Here is a 21,845-nt window from a genome sequence, read left to right on the forward strand (position 1 = left end):
GAAATTTTTAATAAAAGAGGTGACTGTCCATGAAGAAAACTATTACAACACCTTTTTGGCGCGATAAAAGAATTGTCCCTATCCTCTTGCAAGTGCTGTTTGCCGCACTTGTACTGGCCGGTGGATATTACTTTATTGCAAATGCCATTAATGGTTTGCAACAAATAGGAATAAACTTAGGCTTTAATTTCTTAAAAAACACATCAGGATTCACCATTTCTGAATCGATGATTGATTTTCAACCGACGGATACATACGGCAGAGCGATTATTGTGGGGATTTTAAATACATTACGAATTGCCTTTATTGGAATCATTCTTACGAGCATTATTGGGTTATTTGTTGGGATTGCTAAACTCTCTAATAATTGGCTTGTCAGTAAGCTAGCAACTGTATATATTGAGATTTTTCGAAACACTCCTCTCCTCGTGCAGATTTTCATTTGGTTTTTTGCAGTCCTTCTCCCACTTCCCAGAATTGAAGAAGCATTAAAGCTCGGACCTGTTTTTTTCTCCAATCGAGGCATTGCTATACCTTGGTTTGAAGCCCATTCAAACACCATTCTTTGGGGAATTGGTATGATCGTAGGTCTCATGGTTGCTGTTATCTTCTTCAAAGCGTTAATGAAAAAGCAATTAGAAAGCGGCAAAAGAAAATACCCGTTTATTTCAGCAATCGTTTCCTTTATCGTGATTATTTTGATCACATTGATTTTCACAAAGACTGGCCCTGTTACAATTCATACTCCATCTGTATCTGGAAGAGGCTTTGTTGGGGGACAGACGCTATCACCCGGTTATTCGGCGATTTTAATCAGTCTTGTCATTTACACATCCACCTTTATTGCCGAAGTGATCCGTGCAGGAATTCAAGGGGTTCCTAAAGGTCAGATAGAAGCGGCAAAGGCATTGGGATTGAAAAGCTCTACTACTATGCGCTTAGTTATCTTCCCACAGGCCATTCGTATCATTATTCCGCCTTTAACGAGCCAATATTTGAATTTAGTAAAGAACTCAAGTTTGGCGGTGGCAGTAGGATTTCAGGATATCGTTAGCGTCGGTGGGACGGTTATGAACCAAACTGGTAGAGCAGTAGAAGTGATTTCGATCATGATTGCCGTGTATTTAACCTTTAGTTTAATCACCTCAATTCTGATGAATATCTTTAACCAAAAAGTTCAATTGGTGGAAAGGTAGGTGAAGAAATGTGGAAGAAATGAAGCTAGAAGCAAATAAAGAACTGAATATATTAAAGCGTTCGAGCAGCCAAATAGGATCTTTGCAATGGCTCAAAAAAAATCTATTTAGCAGTTGGTCTAACGTACTGTTAACGATTATCTCAGCAGTCGTTACCGGATATATCCTCTTCAATACTTTTCAGTTTATCTTCACTGCAGACTGGTCCGTTATTGCTGTTAATTTCCGCCTACTTATGATTGGGCAATTTCCTGTTGCTGAAATATGGAGAGTTTGGACGATACTAGGAGTTCTAACCGTATTGCTCGGCTTATCATGGGGGTTGTGGAAGGGTTCAATGGCCCATGTTGCTGTTTCGATCGGTGCGATCATGCTTATTATGGTAGCAATGCCCTTTATCCAAATGAGTACAAGGTTAATACTAGGAGGAAATATAGTTCTCCTACTTCTCACCTTCTTTATCGGCACAAAGCTTCCTAAGCTGAAAATACCAGTCATTGCCGTTTGGCTCCTTTATATTCCACTAACCATTTTCATTTTAAATGGATTTGGAGTATTAGCCCCTGTCTCCTCAAATATTTGGGGCGGGTTTCTATTAACCCTTTTAATCGCAAGCGTGGCCATTGTCATCTCCTTTCCGATCGGTCTCTTGTTGGCCCTTGGAAGAAGAAGCTCATTGCCAGTTATCAAGTATTTTTGTGTGATTTACATCGAATTTATCCGTGGAATTCCACTTATTACTGTTTTATTTATTGGACAGTTGATGATCCCGTTGTTTTTAGGAAGTGGCGTAGAAATAAGCAATGTATTACGGGCAATGATCGGGATGACTCTCTTCAGTGCAGCTTATTTAGCTGAAAATATTCGCGGGGGGCTTCAGTCTCTTCCACGAGGACAATACGAAGCAGCACAGGCTCTAGGATTAAATAAAACATATATGATGACCTTTGTCATTTTGCCTCAAGCAATAAGAGCCGTTATTCCAGCTTGTGTCGGTCAATTCATTTCCATCTTTAAGGATACTTCCTTAGTAGCGATTGTGAGTTTAACCGATTTATTAGGAATGGGCCAAAAGCTTGTTGCCAATCCTGAATTTCTCGGCAAGCAAATGGAAGTTTTCGTCTTTGTAGGATTTGTATATTTTATTTTTTGTTATTTGATGTCACATGTGAGCCGCCGTTTAGAAGTATCTCTAGGGGCAGGACACCGATAAAGGGAGTGAAAAAATGGAGAGTGTTTTTGCAGTTGAAAAGTTAACCACTCCTCTTGAGGAGCGGGAAGATATCGTTACCGTAAAAGGCCTGAATAAATGGTTTGGAGATTTACATGTTTTGAAAAATGTTAATCTTTCTGTGAAACAAGGTGAAGTTGTTGTTGTATTAGGACCTTCAGGTTCAGGAAAATCGACCTTTATAAGAACTCTTAATGCACTTGAAGAATTCCAAGATGGCAAAATCATTGTTGATGGTATCAACTTAACGAATGATTTACGAAATATCGAAGAGATTCGTAAGGAAACCGGGATGGTCTTTCAATCATTTAATCTATTTCCACATATGACCATTTTGAAAAACATCTCATTAGCCCCTATTTGGGTACGCAAATGGAAAAAGCAAAAAGCGGAGCAAATTGCTTTAGAATTATTAGAGCGGGTTGGTATTCCGGAACAAGCCAATAAATATCCTGGGCAATTATCCGGAGGTCAGCAACAACGGGTAGCAATCGCCAGAGCTTTAGCCATGCGACCAAAAATTATGTTATTTGACGAACCGACTTCCGCTCTCGATCCTGAAATGGTCAAAGAGGTGCTCGATGTTATGAAAAGACTGGCTGAATCAGGAATGACAATGCTAGTCGTAACACATGAAATGGGATTTGCTCGCCAAGTTGCCGATCGGATTGTCCTATTTGATCATGGCGAAATTATCGAATCTGGATCACCTGAACAAATCTTCGATAATCCTCAGCACGAACGAACAAAATTATTTTTGGCGCAGATTTTATAACTTAGATTATTAGTTGCAAAACACCTTCATCATTGCGGTAAAATAAGACATATGCAAATAATGAGGTGTTAAATGATATGAATATTTTCATCATCAGCCGTTTTCGCAGCGACAGCAGCATGGATAAATACTCAAACGATAATAAGGAATTTAACTGAAATAAAAGCAAAGTTAGGAATCAAAAAAATATTCATTTTTTCTCAAGGTTGAAAACGATTTTCCCTTATACCAGTCAATGAATGGACAAGAAACAAATGCTAATTTATCGTACCTTCATCATTCGAAAGGCTTGAAGATTTCTTAAAGGTGTGTATAATAAAAGACAATTGAACATTAAACACCAAACAAAAAGCAGATAAGCATTTTAAAAAAAGAGCTGCTCATTTTATGCGTATTGGTTTGAACGGAATAACCAGCACTAAGGTCATTCGAACAAAACAATCCGTATTACAACACCATATTTAAAATGTTTTCTAGGGTTCCGCAAGTTTATTTGGTCTGGTCCGAGAGAAAACTCACAGCAATAGCTGTGTCACGGAGGGATAAAAGCCCGGGAGATACTGTATTTGACAGCATTCTCTCAGGGCTTTTTTTGTTTGGCGTCACTTTTAAGAGGAGGTATTCAAATTGAATCGAAACTGGATTTCACTAATTATCGCTGCCATTTTAGAGGTATTCTGGGTGATTGGTTTAGCGCATGCTTATAGTTTTTGGACTTGGACCGGAACGATTGTTGCACTTATTATTAGTAATTACCTCATGATTTCAGCAGGTCGAACGCTGCCTGTTGGAACCGTCTATTCGGTATTTGTCGGGCTTGGAGCAGCAGGGACCGTTATATCCGAAATCTTATTTTTCAATGAACCCTTTAGATGGGCCAAAGTCGCCCTAATCGTACTATTATTAATCGGAGTGATTGGCTTAAAAGTAGTTACGGAAGAAAAAACGGAGAAAGGAGCTGAAGATTAATGGCATGGCTCTCATTAATTATTGCCGGATTTTTAGAAGCATTTGGCGTGGCTATGATTAATCAATGGCACACAAAAAGAAAGTGGACATCGTTAATACTTTTAGCGCTTGGTTTCGGTTCCAGCCTTCTTCTATTAAGTTACTCCATGCGTACGATCCCAATGGGGACGGCTTATGCGATTTGGACAGGGATGGGTGTTGTCGGCGGTACGATCATTGGGATGATTTTTTACGGAGAATCCAAAGACTGGAAACGAATCTTTTTTATCGGAGTCGTGATTAGTGCTGCAATTGGTTTAAAACTGGTTTCATAGTATAGAATAGCAAATATTGTCGTAACGCTCATGCCGCCCGCAAACGCTCCCTTTCTCGTTACTTTGCGGTACTCATGGTTACTCCACTCCTCAAACGACACACGTTTGCAATCAAAATTCATCTACATTTTAAGCGTCTCGAAGATATCCGAGACGCTAATTCCTAGACTAAAAAATCTGGCCAATTCTCCAGAAAATCAACTAACCAGATTATTCCCATGAATATAAGCCATACGAAGAGCGGAAATACTAAACTTTGCAGGGCATTGATCCATCTGTAGCTATCTCTCTTTTTCATTAAAAATCTGTCAACCACAAAATACACGATAGAAGCTGACAAGCTGATCCACAGCAATATGACACCAAAGAGCAAATGAAATAAAACAGATATATAATTTTCCATTCTTTTTAATTTGCCCCTAGTAATTAAATTCGCTAGCAGATCACTAATAATAGATGTAATTGTTCCGTAGATAAAAATAACGGGAAAACTGTACATTAAGTATATTGGAGTAACCATTACAAATGCCCACAAGTAAGCTTTTATCGAATTGATCTCATCTCCAAATGGAGATGGTGTAACGAGCCCAAACAATATGGCAAATAAAGAACCTGCTATAGATGCCGTTATTATTTTTCTTGGTAATACATTCGTTGTGATTTCTTTTATGCTCAAGGTTCTCCCACCCATCCTTTTTCTCTCAATAAAATCCTCTTCCCTCATTTCCTTTAGGACAAAAATGATGGGCACTTCGCACACTCTCTTTTTAGCACCATACTCTGCTCATGTTCATTCCTTGCAGGTTGAGATTACTAACCATTTTATTGAAGCTTCTTTACGATTTCAAAATCTTAATCTTGATACACGCTTTTTCATTAGCTGCAATTGGACATTGCTTCATTTTAACAAACATCGCAACTTCTTTAATGATTTACTTCGCTAAAAATGGTTGCACTCACTTTTATGCGATACTTCCCCCATGCATAGAAAAGAGATAAAAATCAGCATCATCTGATAAAGTCCAACCATCGAAAAAAGAGCTGGCATGAAAAACATCCAAAAAGCAGTCACCGCATTGCACAATTAGTAATGGGCACTGCTCCAATAATTGAACATCTTCTATCGTTTTACCTGCCAATAATTCCTTCATAGACTTCCACTCTCTTTGATTAGCGTTCACATCAGTTTCTCCTAAAAGGATTGCATCAGCGTTACGAATACGCCATGGACATTCAATCGTCAATGCTCCTTTTTCAAATAAGATGGTAAAATGAACGCCTGTTTCAACATCAGTAATTTTTTGCCCAATAAATTGTTGAAAAGTGACGCTACTTATCTTTGTATGCCATAATTTTCGTGCACAATGAATGATCATTTCGTAAAGCCGTTCTACCGACATACCTTGCACATTGCCTCCATACTCAAAATCCGCAATCGCATCACTTACTTCCTGCCAATTCCTCTGTTCTTCAAATAAGTCGTTTGCCACAGCACAATCATATAACTCTTTTACGATAAGAATCGCATTTTGATTCGGTAGCAATAATTTAGAATGAAGGGATTTCATATAATAGCTTATACATTCTTCCTTCGTTGGTACGCCCCATTGAATCGCTCTCATCGCAGCATCAAACAGCTGCTCAATTTCAAATGGATTTAATGCTTGCTCTATACTCATACTGGCTAACTTTTTAATCTCGCGTACATCTAGGCATAGAGAATCCACAGCCCATTCAATATAATCAGTGGGTTTTACTGTATTCATATATTTCTTGTAATATAGTTCTAAATACTCTATTTAAAACCCTCCTTTGCACTGTGATTATACCATTTTTCTGATTGAAATTCCTCTGGGATATTGTCATCATACGGATTATCAAAACCCAATTTTTCAAGTTTATCAAACCATAAATCTCGTTTTGATAGCGGGAGCCTTTCTCCACACCATGGACAAAATGAAATGAGCATACTAGAGGAACCTCCATCGTGAATAATCAATCCATATTCATCAAATTTTGCGTTATAGTCGATTAATCGATCTGGACAGTCAAACGGATCTTCATGTTGCTCACATACTAATATTTATTTGTACCATCATCGTTTTACAGCAAAGCTTTTTTGTCATCCTACTCTCCTATTCTCGAAAAATAAGGACCAAGATAACCGCTATCATGAGTTCTGACATACGTCCAAGTAAAGTCCTTATCCACTATATATACATCTTCTTCCTCATTAAAATCAGCTGCGGTTACTTTTGTAGCATTTTCAAGAATATAGGCATCATCGTAATGCTGAAAAAACAGATAGCAAAATTTCTTGTTTTCACTTTCAAAAGCCTTATCTGCTTCATCAAATTGTAAATATTTTCTTTTATCATAACTAAATACATGCCATAAAAAACCACTAGCCCAATGGCTCGAATATAAGTAAATATCTTCCTTCTCCTGCACAGTCAAATGATGAACAAATTCGTCTTCCCATTTCTTGCGGAGATAGGTTCCCCATTTCGGAATTTCCGTTACCTTCACTCTTTTCTTTTTAAAAGCTTGAATCAGCCCTACTCTATTCTCCAACTAAGCACATCCTTTTAAAAAAAAATCATTTATAAGGTGAGATACATTCCTCAACATTTAGACCTGATTGCTGCGTTTTTGCGATCGCCTTCTGACAATCTCTATCCGTCCCGATATACATATAATAGTCATAACCAAAATGTACAAAAAATCGATTCTTTATTTCTACTTTGCACCAACATACATTACGCAGAGTATGTTGAGCTAATTGCAGCAATTCATCGATCTTGATTGCTTTTCCTATCCAAATATTAGAGAGATACTTGCGGGCATTTTGACTTTCTACTCCGTCCGACCACTGCTCCAAAGCTGTTATATATATCTGATTTACTCCTGTTTCATCCCAAAATGTCTTGATGGCCTCTAAATACTTTTCCTCCGTAATGATATATTCTTCATACTCTAGCTTTGTCCCTACTTCTGAAAAACAAGTCCACTCATCCGAATCTTTTGTTATTCTCCAGCAATTCAATCTTCAATCTCCCCTACAGATCATCTAAAAAAGTAACATTGCCGCTTCCTGCATGAACTCCATAATGGCAATCCAATTTTCCGCATAATCGATATTTCTTCCGTTCAAAATCATAGACATAGATTGGCGTTAATTCAAAATGGTCTTTAAGCTTTGCAAAAGCTTCTTCCTTCGTTATTGCTACTGTTTCCGCAACCTCAAATTCATGAAAAACATCCAACATCATGTTATTGTCAATTAAATTTATCGCCTTTTCTTTTTCAGCATCAATGATAACCATTAATTTTCTCTGAAATACACGGTTTGTTTGTTCATTAGCTCGAATGATCGCATGAATAAAACTTTTCTCCCGATGTAATGTTTTCAAGTTCCACTTCCCGGACTGCTCAGGATATTCTTGAGCTAATACCTCTTTTACGATCCTTAAACATTTTTCTTGTTCATCCTTCGTAATCGGAAACGAATCTGGAGCCGGCTCAGAAGAAAAAGCTTGCTCTGCTGTGATATCTTCACTCCAATCAAACACTTCCCTTTCAAATGGCTGAAGAGATATAGGCTCTTCCCAACTGATCATTTCATCTATTTTGAGATATCCTCTTGAATCAACAAAAACTTCAAAAGGGATCGTTTCTGCACCATCATTTGTCACAAATATTTCTTCAAGCGCATAAACAGGAAAGATTTTTTTCTGTTCAAAAGAAGGGAATTCGATTAGTTTTACCTGGTCTTTTTTCAATGCCTCGATAGAATCAAGAGTAAGGGAAAATATATCCTCCTCCACCATTTCCTTAGCAGGAAATTGACCATGAACGGAAAAAGAAATCAATCTTCCTTCCTCATCAACCCGAGCATCAATGAAGCCGGAAGGTGACACCGCCACTCCCTTATAACACTCCTTGAAGCGATACTCTCCATCCTCTTGTCGATGAAGCTGAAATTGCTCCCCGTAGACGAGCCCCGTTTCCTCTTCAATCCACGTTATCATTTCCTCAAGTTTACGAGTTTTAAACTCAACTCCATTTTTGGCATACGTTTTTCCCATGACAAAAATGATACTTTCAATTTTTTCTGTATGTACATTGATTTCAATGGCCGCCGTTCCAGGCGGGTTTGAATCTTCATCTTCTCGTTCTGTTTCATCACTTGGAAACCACTCCATCGAAAAGGTATATTCTGTTTCATTGAAAATATTGACCCGTCTTGAAAACCGGGAATCTGCTAGTTTATAATCCTCGAGGCCAAATTTTTTCTTTGCTAAGTCAATCCATTGCTTGATCTTTGATTTCATTGATCATATCTCCTTGTATTGTTCTTCTTGACGATGTCCCTCCACCCATTCAGTATATTTTTCATATAAAGGGCGAATTGTTTCAAAGTCTTTGGCAATAACTTCACAGCCTCGATCATCGTAAATAAAGAAAATAATATCTTTACTGGCATTAATAAAAAATACATTTGGTGAATACACGCTATCTCGATGTCTTAGATTTGGTTTTAAAGGAGGAAAATCTTGATTACAGATCGCTTCAAGCAGCAATGGATAACGAATATCCCGCTTACGGCATAGCAGCGAAAATTGGGAAGTGCGATAATCCTTTGCCTCTTCTTCCTCAAAGACATACGGACAAATTTTTTGCTGCAATCGAAATTTAATATCCTTGTTTTTTATGTAATGCGCGTAAACCTTCAGCTTATGTCTGCTTATCCTCTGTTTTTTATGGTGATAGTAATTGGTAACTAAAAAAATTTCATCATCATCTGAGAAAAGCTCATTGAAATAGAGAATGGCCTTCTCGTAAGTCTCCTTAAAATACTGAGGATTTAACTTATCTATTCCATCTTTAAATGGAGAGAGCTCCATGGCAAGATTGAAATGAATGCTGGACTTCCATTGCCAGTAGAGGCTTGGTTTTATAACTAGTCCTGGAAAAGCTTCGTTTATATATTGATTTAACTCCATGATCATTTTCTCCGTTCCTCAAGTTTTCAAGGCCGCTTCTTTATCAAGAAGTTTCCGAATATAGTCGGGCGCTTGTCGAAGGAACAAACGTAATACCATAAATATGCCCTATCTCTCTTCTCACTTTTTCCGTTAACGCTTCTCCTGCTCTATTAAATTGTTTTTCTAATTGAATACCATCTTCTTTTAATTTATCTGTATTCCAATCAATCCACTCTCCATAGGTCATGTTCCATGAAGACAATGCCGCTACTAAATTATTGGAAAGCGGTAAATCTGCAATATCAATATTGTAACCGCAATTCGCACACCAAAGTGGATCTGCGCCCACATCCCCTTCTATTTTTAGACTTGCAGGAATACTATGTTCACAACCGCACAACACTTCGGTTCCCCCTCCACATATTTTGGTCTTAATGCTCATTATACAATATTTCCCTGAATTTTGGGCAGGATGAACAGAGAGGGCGTCCCAAAATTGATTGGGACACCCTTTTTCTGGAAAAAATCGTTTTTTTCCGGAATTACCTTCAGTTTTTCCGGAATTAATCCTATTTTCTCCGGAAATCACCTCAATTTTTCCGGAATTAAACAATTCTCTGTTCTATTGCACTCCTGCAGTTTCTTCATTACACTGCTTTTCGTTGGAAATAAATATACCCTCCAAGGAAAAATAGCACAAAGCTTCCTCCAACAACCGTTATTAATTGCTCCCATGGAATAAAAAATAGATCGTCCGTGTTGCCGCCAGCGTACATCATCGAGAATGGCTGCGCCCATGGATAAAAAGGACCAAAGCGCTCAGAATTTATCGCTAAAATAGCTGGTAGTGTAAAAATTACGTTCACGGTCAACGGTGCAGCAAAGCTCTTAAAAAGAATAGACATCCACAATTGAAGTGCAACAAGTGGAAACGTCGCAACCCAGCCACCTATAATGCTTCTCCAAATAATCTCAATGGGAAAAGGATCTGTATAGCCTTTTATCATTCCCACCCCATAGATAGAAACGAGGTAAAGCAATTGAATGACAAACACAAGCAGCATCAGCAATACATACTTTGCCAAAAATATTTTTCCTCTCGCAACTGGCATTGCTAATAACTGCTTCCAGCCCCCTGCTTGGTGCTCATATCTACAAATTGTACTTGCTAAAACACCTGTTATTAAAGGTAAAAATAGGAGGGCATAGGTTAAATTCATCGAAAGCACCAAAATATACCATTGATTGATTTCCCCCTCAAAAGTTAAATTTATGAGCAACCCAATCAGAAGTCCCACAAAGGGACCAACAAAAAGAATGAAGGTGATTTTTGATTTTCTTAGTTTATACCACTCTGACTGAAGAACTGAGAGCATCTACTTAACATCCCTTCTAATAAAATCAAACATGCCAATGATATACAACAAACACCCTACTCCGATCCCTAAAAAGACATTAATCACAGGTTCATTCCAATCATTCATCAACGATGGCCATTTCCATATCATCCAATCAGGAAGAATATGGGCTGAATAAGTGAAAATCACACCAAGTACTCCAGCAGTAATCGGAATACTTTGATTATGACTGACCGTTGCAATCCATAGCTGTAAAGCCAGTACAGGCAATGCAGCTAGATAGGGATAAAAGCTGTATTTGATAATCTCTAAATAGGGAATATCATGGCCTAAGTTTAAAACCGTTCCGTATAGGATCGTAAAGATGGTTAAAAGCACTGTAGAAAGCAATAACAAACCGGCTAGCACTGTAAATTTTGACAAATAGACGCTCCACTTGGAGACTGGAAGAGCTACAAGCTGCTTCCAAGCATTTGTCTCATTTTCAATACTTGTCATAAATGACGTTAAAATCACGATTCCTAAAACTAGTGCAAGTGGTGTAAACGAGGATACATTCAATAGAAAATACCCCCAGTCATCATCACTTTGCCTGAGCAAATATTCTTTTCTTACTCCATAATTGACCATCTGTAAGGCAATAACACCGAACGGACCTAAAAATGTTAAAAACCAAAATCCTTTTCTTTTAATTTTTAAAAATTCGGCTTCAACTAATTTTCCGATCATATGGCCTGCTCCTCTGCTGTCATTTGCAGGAAGATATCTTCGAGAGAACGCTTCTCTTCTTCAACTCGATAAATAGAGAAGCCATCTTCAACAAGTATTCGTACAACATCCGCCACCTTCTCATTCGAATGCTCTAATAAGAGAAGCTGACGATCTTGATAATCTGATTTAATTCCTTTTGCCAAAAGAGAGCGCCAAGCCTTCTCCCCATCGTTAACCTTTAAGATAATATTTTTCTGCGCGAATTGGCGCATGATTTCGATGGAATCTTGAAAAATCAACTTCCCTTTCGAAACGATGCCAACTGTAGTGGCAATTTGATCGATTTCCGATAATAGATGACTCGAAATCAAAATGGTAATGCCAAATTCAGTTGAGAGACGTTTAATCAAATGACGAATTTCAATGATTCCAGATGGATCTAACCCATTTGTTGGTTCATCCAAAATCAGCAATTCAGGTTCACCCAATAAAGCAGTAGCGATCCCTAAGCGCTGCTTCATGCCTAATGAAAATCCTTTTACCTTTTTATTGGCGACATCTGTGAGACGAACAATTTTTAAGACTTCATAAATTCTTGATTTTGAAACTCCTAAAATTTTTCTCACAGCCTCTAAATTTTCGTAAGCTGTTAAATGTGGATAATAGGAGGGATTCTCTACTAAGGAACCAACCCTTTTTAAAATGCTAATTCGTTCCGCCCTTAAATCCTTTTGAAAAATTTCAATCGTTCCCGATGTCGGTTTCATTAAACCGAGCAACATTCGAATCGTCGTTGTCTTCCCTGCACCATTAGGACCTAAAAATCCATATATATCCCCTTTTTTAATTTTTAAATCTAAACAATCCACTGCTTTTTCTTGACGAAAGCTTTTTGTTAAGCCTTTCGTAATCACTACATGATCCATTTTTTCTCACCTCAAAAACAATCATAATGTTTGAAGGTTAAAATAAAGGATAATGAAAGTTTAAAATCTGTTTAAAAATCACTTGTTTTTATCAGCATAACCATAAAAAACGTGTGCAAAAGAGAAACATTCCCCTTTACACACGTTTTTTATATTTCATGATCTTAATCGATGTACCTGTCTCAGTTGAGCTAATTTCCCAATCCAAATCCATTCCTTTCACCATCATATCCACAATTGATAAACCAATCCCAGCTCCTTTTTCATTGGAAACATGCTGCATTCCTTTTCCTCGATCGGTAAATAAGAATGCATCATATCGTTCAGTGGATTCTGTTTTCACTTGAATATATCGGCCGCTCCGTGCATGCCGCAGGACATTTTGCAGTAAATTATCGATAATACGACCGAGCCAAGAAGGGTCGACAAACCATTGATTGTTTTCAAATGGTTGCAGTTCAACCTCTATTTCAAATTCTTCTTTTTCAAACACAGAATACCATGTTGCTAAACATTCCCGAACTAACCGAATCACATCAACCTCTTTTTTCTCCAGCTTATACCTGCTTGCGATTAATAAAGTATACGACATCAAGTTTTCAATTAGCCGATCAATGTCAACAATGGAAGCTTCAAGCATGTCAATGGAAGCTTGTTTCTCTCCTAAACCATTTTCTTTACTTAAAGAGTAGATTTGTGCTCGCATTTTTGTTAGCGGTGTCCTCAAGTCATGAGAGAGATTAGCGATCAACTCTCTTCTCAACTGCTCTTCTTCTTTTTCCCTCTCGTTCGCTTCTTTCAGTTCCTGAATCATCTCATTAAAAGTTTGCTCAAGCCGGCCAATCTCATCATACTTTTTCACAGCCGTTTGTACAGGCAATCCATCCACGTCCCGAGTTGTCATCGATGCCTGCAAATTTAACAGCCGTTTTCGAATATTATGAAAGAACATAAAGGACACGAACAGAAATAACAAAATAATGACAGCCATGCCCATGAAAACGAATAGTGCGTAGTCATTGGATGCCTGCTGAAGAGGGGGTTGAAACTCCTTGCGCGGAAGCTCTAAGACGATAAAACCGTTGGTTTCATCCTTTCCTAAAAAAGCAATCACAGTAAATGGTTCACCGCCATAGCGTGCCTTAATAAATTTTGCCATAAAGGCAGCGGTCCATTGCTGTGGCAACTCTTCTTTCAGATCAACCGTTTCGACTAAGTCCCCTCTCTCATCCACCCAAAACATGGATGCATCAGGATATTGTTTTTTCCATTGCGCAAAATGCTGTGAAATTTCTGCTTTACTAAAAGACTGCAAATTGTTTGCCTCTTTATGCCATTTTTCTTCTATTTCTGTTGCGGTGGGTACGTCTTCAGAAACAAATTTTGACTCAATTCCTATGAAAAAAGTTCCGATAATTATAAAAGCAAATTGAACAAGAAAAATTGCCATCAAAATGATGAGCATATATTTAGCTAATAAGGATCTGAAAAACTTTTTCATAACTTCACCCTATAGCCAATTCCCCGAATCGTTTCAATGATTTTTGGTTTCGCCGGATTCTCCTCCAACTTTTCACGCAAATAGCGAATATGCACCATCAGTGTTTTGTCACCCTCAATATAAGCTTCTCCCCAAACCCCTTCATAGAGCTGCTCTTTCGTTAAAATTTGATTTAAATGACGAATAAAATATTGAAATAAATAATATTGCTTGCCGGTCAATTGAATTTCTTCTTCTGTTTTTTTATTAATAATCCTTAAATCTTCTGGATAAACAGCAAGATGGCCAATTTCAATCAGTTCATCGTTTTTTTGAAACCTTCTTAAAAGCACTTCCACCCTGGCAGCAAGCTCATCGGGATGAAAAGGTTTTGTTAAGTAATCATCAGCAAAGCCAAGCCCCTCAATTTTATCCTCAATCGCAGTGCGAGCGGATAACATTAAAATAGGAACATTTCCATTATCATTTTTTATGCGTTTGCCAATAGAAAAACCATCCAAGCCAGGCAGCATAACATCCAATATTACGAGGTCAGCAGTTGAAATATACTGCTCAACCCCTTCACCCGATGTTAGCCATGTAACCTCATAGCCTCTTTTCTTTAAATCTTTTTTTACCCAACTGCCAATCTCGTTCTCATCTTCAATATAGAGTACATGGACCATCATTCTTTCCCTCTTCTCCAACACATAATCTGCCTACTGTCTTCTCACGATATGCGTACCTATGACAAGGAGCATAAATAAAAGTAACAAATAAATGCTAACTGCCCCTAATTCTATTGTTTTTATGCCTGAGATAAATAAAATACAGACAAGAAGCATGCTCCCAAAAAGGACAAAATAGAGAGAAATCGCATAAAAATTCTTCATATTGCTCCATGTCCTTTCATCTACATCCGGGACATTATTCTTTTTTTGTTTTTGCCTTATTTTCCCTATTGTTATAACAAGGGCTACCCCAACTATCGAGCCGCCAATTCCTGCAGCAACTAATGCAGACGGTAGGTCAGGAATGAACAGTTTTCCTAAAGAAAATCCCAAACTCATCCCACCAATGACTGTTATCGCAATAATTAACGTCTTATACTTTTCCACCCTTAATCCTCCTCCAATTGAAATAATTCATCAACCGTCACATCTAAATACTTAAGCAATTTCAACGCCAACTCTAAACTGGGGTTGTATTTATGCTTTTCAATCGCATTTATCGTTTGCCTTGTAATTTGTAAATCCTCTGCCATTTTGATTTGGCTAATCCCTTTTTGCAGACGAATTTCCTTGATTCGATTTTTAACTTTCAAAAACATCTTCTCCTTTTTGAGAAACATGTAAAGATATCTTTACAAATAGTATACATCGACATTTTCACAATGTAAAGATATCTTTACCTTCTTGAAAATAAAAAACCCTAACTTCGCAAAAATCATACGACAATTAGGGTCATAGCTAAAAAACCATCCGCACAGCAACAAAGCCATTAATATATGCTATCTTACGAATGTGCGCTTTAATTTTCTATTATTCATATACAAACTAGCAAGCTTTATCGGAATATATCCTAACATTCCTCCAATCGTGTTCAGGATTAAATCGTCTACATCAAAGCTTCCAAATTTAAAAATGAGCTGAAGTGTTTCAAAGGTTAAGCTTAAACAAAATGTTGCGATCGCGACATTTTTAAAGCCGTGGAATTTGGCGAATAACAATGGAAACATAAAGCCAAAGGGTGCAAATCCGATAATATTTCCAGTTAAATTTTCAACTCGTATACTAAAATTAATATCATTTGCAAAAAATAAATAATAGCCAATTGTTTTAAATGGAATAAAATTGTGCTTATTCCACATTCCCTCATAAGTAAAGGTAAAATGACTGATAATTTCTTGAATACTTAGGTATTTAATCAGGATAAGCTTTGTAAGTACAAGCAAGTAAAAACTAAATACAACCGCTAATCCTACTTTGACAACGAATTTCATTTTTGTCTCTCCTACTACACTACTTTTTTAAAACTAGGTTTCTTTGAAAGCTCCCCAATGCTTTTAAAACTTTTAAAAAGAAGAAAACCTACCAAACTCCCACTTACATTCAAAATAATATCATCGATATCAAATTGCCCTAGCATAAAAATAAGCTGCGAGCATTCAATGAAAATACTAATGATGACAGAAATAAGAAGAACTTTGGTAAATGGACGACACTTTTTAAATAGTAAAGGCAAAAATACTCCTAAAGGCAAAAAAATCAAGATATTTCCTAATGTATTATGAATGATAACATCCAAATTAAATTTATCTAATCCCGTTATATAAGTTAACGTGTTTTTAAATGGAATAATATTTGCGTTTAGTTGTAATACCTCTAAATGAAAATAACTTTCGGAATCCGGAGGGAGAAATACATACCTACTAATAGGAAACCCATTCAAATGATCAGCGATAATATTAATGATTCTCTCAATTAGTAGCTTATATAGAACAACTGCAGCATAAAAACTAAACATGACCCAAGTTCCGATTTTAAACCATTTGTAATATGGAAAGAGCGATTCCTGCAGTCCATTTGAAATTTGCTTTTGATCGCCAAATTGTTTCAAAGCCTTCACAGTTGCTTCCGCTTCCGAAAGACCTTGAGCAACAAAGTCATATTTCAATAAAGAGAGATGATCACGAATTTCATCGATCATTTCTACCCGTTCTTCTTTTCTACAATTAATTCGACTTACAATTTGCTCAATGTAGGCTTCAATTTCTTTATCCAAGTCGCTCCCTCCGAACATACTTTAATTAGCTGATTGATTTGATTCCACTCTGTTAATTTCTTCTCTAATTCTCTTTTCCCATCTTCTGTGATTTGGTAATATTTTCTTCTGCCACCGTTATCAGCATTTACCCAATAAGATAAAAGCCAACCTTTCGTCTCTAATCGTTTTAATGCAGGATAGAGCGTTCCTTCACTCATGTTGTAAAGTTCATTACTATTCTGTTTTAATGTTTTAACGATCTCATAGCCGTACATATCCTGCTGATTCAAGAGAGAAAGAAGCAAAATATCAATGCTGCCTTTCATAATTTCTTTATCCATCCTCACACCACCTTCTATATAATCCCAAGTACATCGTATCACATTAGTACATCGTATAACAAGGTTGATTGGTAACTTATCTTCTCCATAAAATATAAAAGAGGATTGAATCATTTCTGAACCAATCCTCTAAATTCCAAAGAACCCTATTTTTCTATTTAAGAAACCTTCAATATTGAACCCATAAGTATTGACCAATTCTTCATCTAAATCTTGTAAAAAAGATTCAATCTCTGTCGTTATCATTTCGATCGATAATGAATCTTCGGATTCAAATAGCTGCCAGATGGAAAATAACCTCCAGCCCTTTTCACCTTTATTATTAAATGTTAATAGGGGGCCTTCTCGTTCATCATGCTCGATTGTATAGTAAGTAAAATCTCTGACACGATCCCATTTTGTTAAAGCTACTCCTAATTCCAGGAGAGCAAGAGAAGGCTCTTTAAAAAAACACTTATTATGGATATACATTTCGAAATCGCCTTGAATATCGACTAACAATTTGCCGTTTCTTTGCTTGATCAATTTCCGATCCACTGAAATATACTTATGTAATTTGAATTCCAACCTTAAAGGATTCATCTTTTCACACTCACTTGTCTTTTATTTAAAGGCTCTGTTATATGTCGGTGTTGATTTTTGGCTCATTTTCTCTCTGATTCCATGCAATGTGCCCAAAATCATTTTAACAAAGCCTAATTAAAAATAAAGTAAATAAATAACAAAGACAAGTATAATCCGATAAATCGCAAATGGAATCAACTTTATTTTATTGATTAGCTTTAGGAAAAAGCGAATCGATATTAATGCGAAAACAAATGCACTAATAAACCCTACAACGAAAAATGGAAGGGCATCTAACGTAAAATACTGCCAATTTTTCAATAGTGATAAGAAGCTTGCACCCGCCATAATTGGTACGGCCATAATAAAGGTAAAATCCGCAGCAGTTCGATGATTCATCCCAAGCATTACTCCGCCAGAGATCGTTGCCCCTGAACGTGAAAAACCTGGCCAGAGTGATAAGCATTGAATGAACCCCACAGCTAACGCCTGTTTATAGCTAATTTGGTCTACTGTAACAACTTTAGGAGTTTTGGATCCAAATATATCTGCGATAATCATAAAAACCGCTCCAATTAATAACCCAATTAGAACTGTCTCGGTTGAAAATAGATTCTCATCAATAAAATCTTCAAACAACACACCTAAAACCCCAGCTGGAAGTAAGCCAACAATGATATGAGTTAGTTTAAGATGGCTAGTTTCTTCTTTATTTTCCTCTTTCTTTTTAAGAATCCGATTTAGACCCAATAGATCAATAAACCGCTCTCTGAATACTATGACGACCGCTAAAATCGATCCAAGCTGAATCACAATTTTAAATGTATTCGCAGCATACTTTCCTAAAAACTCGTTTGATTTTAACCACATATCATCAACAATAATCATATGACCAGTTGAAGACACCGGTGCAAATTCTGTTAATCCTTCAACGAGCCCTAGTATGACGGCTTTTAACAATTCTATGAAATCCATTCCTTTGACTCCTACTCTTAATCTATTTAGAAGTATGGAAGAATACTTCCATAGTATTTTAAACCTATTTTAAGTCAAAGTATAGTTACATTCATATTTCAAAAAAATATTAAGTGACTCATATATGAAATATTGCCATTTTCCATAAGGGATACAGCTCCCCCAAAGAAGTTAAAAAGGGAAGAATTTTGTTAGTGACGAAAAAATAGCTGAACAAACATCAGCATAACAGACCATTTAAAAATACAGCCTGCAAGTCTACTTAGTCTATTCCGAACCTTTTCCCACTATATTTGAAGTGGCCATCCATGTACTTTTCGTTTCTTAAATGTATGAATATATCTAAATCCAGCGGCTTTAGCCATCTTTAGGGCTTCATCAAGGTTAGAACCAACCGTTTCTACTCGGTGAGAATCAGAACCGATTGTCAAGATTTCACCACCAAGAGATTTATATAGTTTTAAAATGCTCTGTGTCGGAAACGGCTCATTAACCTTCATATTAGAAATACCCGAGGTATTGATTTCAATACCAATTCCTCGTTCGACAGCCTTTCTGAGTATCGCTTCCAAAATTTCGTTAAAATCGTCAAACTGGTAATTGCCCTTCGACTCCATCGCATAGCGTTTCATTAAATCCAGATGAGCTATCACATCAATATCTGCCTCGGAAACAAGCTTATAAACTTCTGTAAAATAATCATGATACACCTCGAACGGCTTTTTATCTCCCATGTATTTTCTCAGCTTTATTTCATCAATATTATGAACGGAGCCAAGAATAAAGTCTAATTCCAATTCTTGTAGTGCTTGTTTGTATTCATCCTTCATTAAATGAGGTTCACAAAGTTCGATGCCAGCTTTAATTACAAGTCTTCCTCTATATTTATCCCGCACATGATGAATTTGAGAAAAATATTGTTCAAAGTTTAGATGACCATACGTTGGAAGATTCGGATTGACTGAAAAGTGCTCTGTAAAACAAATTTCGTCGATTCCTCTTTTTACAGCTTCAGCACAGACATCTTCCATTCTAGCTTTGGAGTCAAACGAATTATCTGTATGATGATGATATTCAGTAAGATACATGCCTAATTTCACCTCATTTTATTGGAATCACCACTACTCCCTGCCGTTTTTATTCAGTTAAGCAAAAAGGTAACCACATTGGCTACCTTTTTGTTACAATCCATTACAATAATGCTTTAAAATTATTTACTATGTTTTCTACAGTAAAACCATATTTTTCAATGACTTGGTCTCCAGGAGCCGATGCACCGAATGTATCAATGCTCATTACTGCCCCCTCACTTCCTACATACTCTCTCCATCCAAGCTTAGAACCCATTTCCACTGCTAAACGTTTTTGTAAATTGCCAGGCAATACACTTTCTTGATATTGTTGTGACTGTTTATCAAAAAGATCCCATGATGGCATACTTACAACATTCACGTAGATGCCTTCTTCAGCTAAACGGGCTTGAGCTTTAATTGATAAAGCAACCTCAGAACCAGCAGCAATGATAATTCCAACAGCTTTATTTGAAGCTTTGGATACAATATAAGCTCCTTTGCGGACGCCCTCGGTTGCCAGCGTTTCTGTCGTTTGCAATGTGGGTAATCCTTGTCTACCTAACACTAATATGGTCGGATGCCCCGTTTCTTCCACAGCTATTTTCCATGCTTCTCTTGTTTCATTTGCGTCTGCAGGCCGGATGACAGAAATTCCCGGCATTGCTCTAAATGCAGCAAGCTGTTCAACTGGTTGATGAGTTGGTCCATCTTGTCCTACTGCAACTGTATCATGCGTAAACACATATATCACTGGAAGTTCCATCAAGGAAGCTAGTCTGATTGCTGGACGCAAGTAATCTGAGAAAACAAAAAACGTACTTACGAATGGGCGTAAATGATGTAGTGCAAGTCCATTAGCAATAGCTCCCATCGCAAATTCTCTTACACCAAATCGAACGTTCCTTCCAGAATAATCTTGACTGTTAAGGTCTACATAATTTTTTAATCTTGTTTTTGTTGATGAATCTAAATCAGCAGACCCACCAACCAATTCAGGTAATTTATCAGCAAGTAGATTTAATGTTTCACTGGATGCAACTCGTGTTGCAAGTGTTTCACCTTCTTTATATTCAGGAAGTCCACTCTTCCAATCAACCGGCAGCTCACCGGCGATGATTCGCTTTAGCTCTCCAGCAAGTTCTGGATATTCATTTTGATATGCGGCAAAGAGGTCATTCCATGCTTTTTCTTTTGCAATTCCATTCTCTTTAATACTGCTAAAGTCTTCATATACTTCTTCAGGCACATGAAATTCATCGTGTTCCCAGTTATAGAACTTTTTCGTAAGTTCGATTTCTTCTTTTCCTAAAGGGTCACTGTGCGCTTCATTTGTTCCTTGTAAAGATGGTGAACCATAGCCAATAACTGTTTTTACTTCAATAATAGTCGGTCTGTTTTCATCTGCTTTCGCTTCTAACAATGCCTTATGAACAGCTTCAATATCATTTCCATCTTCAACATATAAATATTGCCAGTTACACGATTCAAAACGTTTTTTAATATCTTCAGAAAAAGCCAAGTTTAGCTCGCCATCTAAACTAATATTATTGGAATCATATAACACAATTAAACGTCCTAGTCCCAAGTGTCCTGCAAGCGATGCCGCTTCATAGGATACACCTTCCATCAAATCCCCATCACCACAAATTGTATATGTGTAATGGTCTACAATAGGAAAACCATCTTTATTATATGTTTCCGCCAAATGTCTCTCAGCCAAAGCCATCCCAACACTTACAGGAATACCTTGTCCAAGTGGTCCTGTAGTTGCTTCAACTCCAGGAGTTATTCCATACTCCGGATGACCCGGTGTTTTACTTCCCCACTGTCTTGTGTTCTTCAGATCTTCTATCGTTACATCATACCCTGAAAGGTGCAGCAAATTGTACAGTAAATTGGACCCATGTCCAGCTGATAATACAAATCTATCACGATTGAACCAGTTCGGGTTTTCAGGGTTAATATTCATAATATTTTTCCAAAGGCTATAAGCCATAGGGGCTGCTCCCATTGGCATTCCTGGATGTCCGTGTTGTGCTTTTTCTACACTATCTATTGTTAACGTACGAATTGTGTTAATCGATAATTCAGAAATCCTTGAATTCTTTGTAGTCATATTAAGAACCTCCAGTGTTTTTTAATTCTTAGATGCTGAGGTTTTATAGCGATAATCCTCAG

Annotated in this window: 27 protein-coding genes and 1 riboswitch; of the genes, 5 read left to right on the plus strand and 22 right to left on the minus strand. The window is 37.2% G+C overall.

The genetic code is table 11. The features are described 5' to 3' along the window. Positions 1–29 precede the first annotated feature (29 nt). The 5 genes from NST02_RS20980 (at position 30) to NST02_RS21000 (ending at position 4,485) form a co-directional block, all read left to right on the plus strand. On the plus strand, positions 30–1,196 hold the full coding sequence (locus NST02_RS20980; RefSeq protein WP_095309640.1) for an amino acid ABC transporter permease: 1,167 nt from the start codon (positions 30–32) through the stop codon (positions 1,194–1,196). A gap of 19 nt (positions 1,197–1,215) precedes the next feature. After that, entirely contained in the window at positions 1,216–2,409 is a 1,194-nt protein-coding gene (locus tag NST02_RS20985) for an amino acid ABC transporter permease (protein WP_235879416.1), read from the plus strand. A 13-nt stretch (positions 2,410–2,422) separates the two neighbouring features. Further along, entirely contained in the window at positions 2,423–3,202 is a 780-nt protein-coding gene (locus tag NST02_RS20990) for an amino acid ABC transporter ATP-binding protein (RefSeq protein WP_137742914.1), read from the plus strand. Between the two features lie 462 nt (positions 3,203–3,664). Then, positions 3,665–3,761, plus strand: a riboswitch (guanidine-I (ykkC/yxkD leader). Positions 3,762–3,829: 68 nt separating this feature from the next. Beyond that, positions 3,830–4,171, plus strand: coding sequence for a DMT family transporter (locus NST02_RS20995; RefSeq protein WP_212934280.1), 342 nt, complete (start codon positions 3,830–3,832; stop codon positions 4,169–4,171). Continuing rightward, positions 4,171–4,485 carry a DMT family transporter gene (locus NST02_RS21000; RefSeq protein ID WP_095309648.1) on the plus strand — a complete coding sequence of 105 codons (315 nt, stop codon included), beginning with the start codon at positions 4,171–4,173 and terminating at the stop codon, positions 4,483–4,485. Before NST02_RS20995 ends, NST02_RS21000 begins: the two co-directional genes overlap by 1 nt. A 163-nt stretch (positions 4,486–4,648) precedes the next feature. Here NST02_RS21000 and NST02_RS21005 read toward each other — a convergent pair whose 3' ends face one another. The 22 genes from NST02_RS21005 to tkt form a co-directional block, all read right to left on the minus strand. Then, on the minus strand, positions 4,649–5,236 hold the full coding sequence (locus tag NST02_RS21005; protein ID WP_244988977.1) for a hypothetical protein: 588 nt from the start codon (positions 5,234–5,236) through the stop codon (positions 4,649–4,651). Positions 5,237–5,447: 211 nt separating this feature from the next. After that, positions 5,448–6,251, minus strand: a complete 804-nt coding sequence (locus NST02_RS21010) for a hypothetical protein (protein WP_137742915.1) — start codon at positions 6,249–6,251, stop codon at positions 5,448–5,450. 29 nt (positions 6,252–6,280) lie between these two features. Continuing rightward, positions 6,281–6,568, minus strand: coding sequence for a DUF6980 family protein (locus NST02_RS23815; protein WP_095309652.1), 288 nt, complete (start codon positions 6,566–6,568; stop codon positions 6,281–6,283). Positions 6,569–6,612: 44 nt separating this feature from the next. Next, entirely contained in the window at positions 6,613–7,059 is a 447-nt protein-coding gene (locus tag NST02_RS21020) for a DUF4275 family protein (RefSeq protein ID WP_095309654.1), read from the minus strand. A gap of 25 nt (positions 7,060–7,084) precedes the next feature. Beyond that, positions 7,085–7,531, minus strand: coding sequence for a hypothetical protein (locus NST02_RS21025; protein WP_095309657.1), 447 nt, complete (start codon positions 7,529–7,531; stop codon positions 7,085–7,087). A gap of 13 nt (positions 7,532–7,544) precedes the next feature. Beyond that, complete coding sequence (locus NST02_RS21030) at positions 7,545–8,819, minus strand: hypothetical protein (RefSeq protein WP_340949732.1); 1,275 nt, start codon at positions 8,817–8,819, stop codon at positions 7,545–7,547. 3 nt (positions 8,820–8,822) lie between these two features. Continuing rightward, positions 8,823–9,491, minus strand: a complete 669-nt coding sequence (locus tag NST02_RS21035; protein ID WP_244988975.1) for a DUF3885 domain-containing protein — start codon at positions 9,489–9,491, stop codon at positions 8,823–8,825. Positions 9,492–9,534: 43 nt separating this feature from the next. After that, positions 9,535–9,876, minus strand: a complete 342-nt coding sequence (locus tag NST02_RS21040) for a hypothetical protein (RefSeq protein WP_137742920.1) — start codon at positions 9,874–9,876, stop codon at positions 9,535–9,537. Positions 9,877–10,120: 244 nt separating this feature from the next. Then, positions 10,121–10,849: an ABC transporter permease gene (locus NST02_RS21045; RefSeq protein WP_095309663.1), complete on the minus strand. Its 729-nt coding sequence runs from the start codon at positions 10,847–10,849 to the stop codon at positions 10,121–10,123. Then, positions 10,850–11,560: an ABC transporter permease gene (locus NST02_RS21050; RefSeq protein WP_095309665.1), complete on the minus strand. Its 711-nt coding sequence runs from the start codon at positions 11,558–11,560 to the stop codon at positions 10,850–10,852. Beyond that, the gene (locus NST02_RS21055) at positions 11,557–12,468 is read right to left on the minus strand and encodes an ABC transporter ATP-binding protein (protein ID WP_137742922.1); all 912 of its coding nucleotides are present in this window, start codon (positions 12,466–12,468) and stop codon (positions 11,557–11,559) included. Before NST02_RS21055 ends, NST02_RS21050 begins: the two co-directional genes overlap by 4 nt. A gap of 136 nt (positions 12,469–12,604) precedes the next feature. Then, positions 12,605–13,969: a sensor histidine kinase gene (locus NST02_RS21060; protein ID WP_095309669.1), complete on the minus strand. Its 1,365-nt coding sequence runs from the start codon at positions 13,967–13,969 to the stop codon at positions 12,605–12,607. Further along, positions 13,966–14,634 carry a response regulator transcription factor gene (locus tag NST02_RS21065; RefSeq protein ID WP_137743066.1) on the minus strand — a complete coding sequence of 223 codons (669 nt, stop codon included), beginning with the start codon at positions 14,632–14,634 and terminating at the stop codon, positions 13,966–13,968. The genes NST02_RS21060 and NST02_RS21065 overlap by 4 nt, the downstream gene beginning before the upstream one ends. Positions 14,635–14,667: 33 nt before the next feature. After that, complete coding sequence (locus NST02_RS21070) at positions 14,668–15,066, minus strand: hypothetical protein (RefSeq protein WP_095309671.1); 399 nt, start codon at positions 15,064–15,066, stop codon at positions 14,668–14,670. Positions 15,067–15,068: 2 nt separating this feature from the next. Further along, positions 15,069–15,272: a helix-turn-helix transcriptional regulator gene (locus NST02_RS21075; protein ID WP_095309673.1), complete on the minus strand. Its 204-nt coding sequence runs from the start codon at positions 15,270–15,272 to the stop codon at positions 15,069–15,071. A 186-nt stretch (positions 15,273–15,458) separates the two neighbouring features. Then, positions 15,459–15,950, minus strand: coding sequence for a VanZ family protein (locus tag NST02_RS21080; RefSeq protein WP_095309675.1), 492 nt, complete (start codon positions 15,948–15,950; stop codon positions 15,459–15,461). Positions 15,951–15,964: 14 nt separating this feature from the next. Continuing rightward, positions 15,965–16,732 carry a VanZ family protein gene (locus tag NST02_RS21085; RefSeq protein ID WP_340949736.1) on the minus strand — a complete coding sequence of 256 codons (768 nt, stop codon included), beginning with the start codon at positions 16,730–16,732 and terminating at the stop codon, positions 15,965–15,967. Continuing rightward, positions 16,693–17,055: a PadR family transcriptional regulator gene (locus NST02_RS21090; RefSeq protein WP_137742924.1), complete on the minus strand. Its 363-nt coding sequence runs from the start codon at positions 17,053–17,055 to the stop codon at positions 16,693–16,695. Before NST02_RS21090 ends, NST02_RS21085 begins: the two co-directional genes overlap by 40 nt. A gap of 129 nt (positions 17,056–17,184) precedes the next feature. Then, entirely contained in the window at positions 17,185–17,637 is a 453-nt protein-coding gene (locus NST02_RS21095) for a DUF7878 domain-containing protein (RefSeq protein ID WP_445678161.1), read from the minus strand. A 117-nt stretch (positions 17,638–17,754) separates the two neighbouring features. Next, positions 17,755–18,594 (minus strand): undecaprenyl-diphosphate phosphatase, encoded by an 840-nt coding sequence (locus NST02_RS21100; protein ID WP_137742926.1) that lies wholly within the window; start codon positions 18,592–18,594, stop codon positions 17,755–17,757. A gap of 287 nt (positions 18,595–18,881) precedes the next feature. After that, positions 18,882–19,682 carry a histidinol-phosphatase HisJ family protein gene (locus NST02_RS21105; RefSeq protein WP_340949738.1) on the minus strand — a complete coding sequence of 267 codons (801 nt, stop codon included), beginning with the start codon at positions 19,680–19,682 and terminating at the stop codon, positions 18,882–18,884. A gap of 103 nt (positions 19,683–19,785) precedes the next feature. Then, on the minus strand, positions 19,786–21,783 hold the full coding sequence (gene tkt / locus NST02_RS21110) for a transketolase (RefSeq protein WP_212934275.1): 1,998 nt from the start codon (positions 21,781–21,783) through the stop codon (positions 19,786–19,788). Positions 21,784–21,845: the final 62 nt, after the last annotated feature.

The sequence above is a fragment of the Robertmurraya sp. FSL W8-0741 genome (assembly GCF_038004005.1).
In the GTDB taxonomy this organism is placed as follows: Bacteria; Bacillota; Bacilli; order Bacillales; family Cytobacillaceae; genus Robertmurraya; species Robertmurraya siralis.

Coding starts and splice junctions, on each gene's coding strand:
- NST02_RS20980 (WP_095309640.1), top strand. CDS start 30: ATGAAGAAAACTATTACAACACCTTTTTGGCGCGATAAAAGAATTGTC.
- NST02_RS20985 (WP_235879416.1), top strand. CDS start 1,216: ATGAAGCTAGAAGCAAATAAAGAACTGAATATATTAAAGCGTTCGAGC.
- NST02_RS20990 (WP_137742914.1), top strand. CDS start 2,423: ATGGAGAGTGTTTTTGCAGTTGAAAAGTTAACCACTCCTCTTGAGGAG.
- NST02_RS21000 (WP_095309648.1), top strand. CDS start 4,171: ATGGCATGGCTCTCATTAATTATTGCCGGATTTTTAGAAGCATTTGGC.
- NST02_RS21010 (WP_137742915.1), bottom strand. CDS start 6,251: ATGAATACAGTAAAACCCACTGATTATATTGAATGGGCTGTGGATTCT.
- NST02_RS21030 (WP_340949732.1), bottom strand. CDS start 8,819: ATGAAATCAAAGATCAAGCAATGGATTGACTTAGCAAAGAAAAAATTT.
- NST02_RS21035 (WP_244988975.1), bottom strand. CDS start 9,491: ATGGAGTTAAATCAATATATAAACGAAGCTTTTCCAGGACTAGTTATA.
- NST02_RS21045 (WP_095309663.1), bottom strand. CDS start 10,849: ATGCTCTCAGTTCTTCAGTCAGAGTGGTATAAACTAAGAAAATCAAAA.
- NST02_RS21050 (WP_095309665.1), bottom strand. CDS start 11,560: ATGATCGGAAAATTAGTTGAAGCCGAATTTTTAAAAATTAAAAGAAAA.
- NST02_RS21055 (WP_137742922.1), bottom strand. CDS start 12,468: ATGGATCATGTAGTGATTACGAAAGGCTTAACAAAAAGCTTTCGTCAA.
- NST02_RS21060 (WP_095309669.1), bottom strand. CDS start 13,969: ATGAAAAAGTTTTTCAGATCCTTATTAGCTAAATATATGCTCATCATT.
- NST02_RS21065 (WP_137743066.1), bottom strand. CDS start 14,634: ATGGTCCATGTACTCTATATTGAAGATGAGAACGAGATTGGCAGTTGG.
- NST02_RS21080 (WP_095309675.1), bottom strand. CDS start 15,950: ATGAAATTCGTTGTCAAAGTAGGATTAGCGGTTGTATTTAGTTTTTAC.
- NST02_RS21090 (WP_137742924.1), bottom strand. CDS start 17,055: ATGGATAAAGAAATTATGAAAGGCAGCATTGATATTTTGCTTCTTTCT.
- NST02_RS21095 (WP_445678161.1), bottom strand. CDS start 17,637: ATGAATCCTTTAAGGTTGGAATTCAAATTACATAAGTATATTTCAGTG.
- NST02_RS21100 (WP_137742926.1), bottom strand. CDS start 18,594: ATGGATTTCATAGAATTGTTAAAAGCCGTCATACTAGGGCTCGTTGAA.
- NST02_RS21105 (WP_340949738.1), bottom strand. CDS start 19,682: ATGTATCTTACTGAATATCATCATCATACAGATAATTCGTTTGACTCC.
- tkt (WP_212934275.1), bottom strand. CDS start 21,783: ATGACTACAAAGAATTCAAGGATTTCTGAATTATCGATTAACACAATT.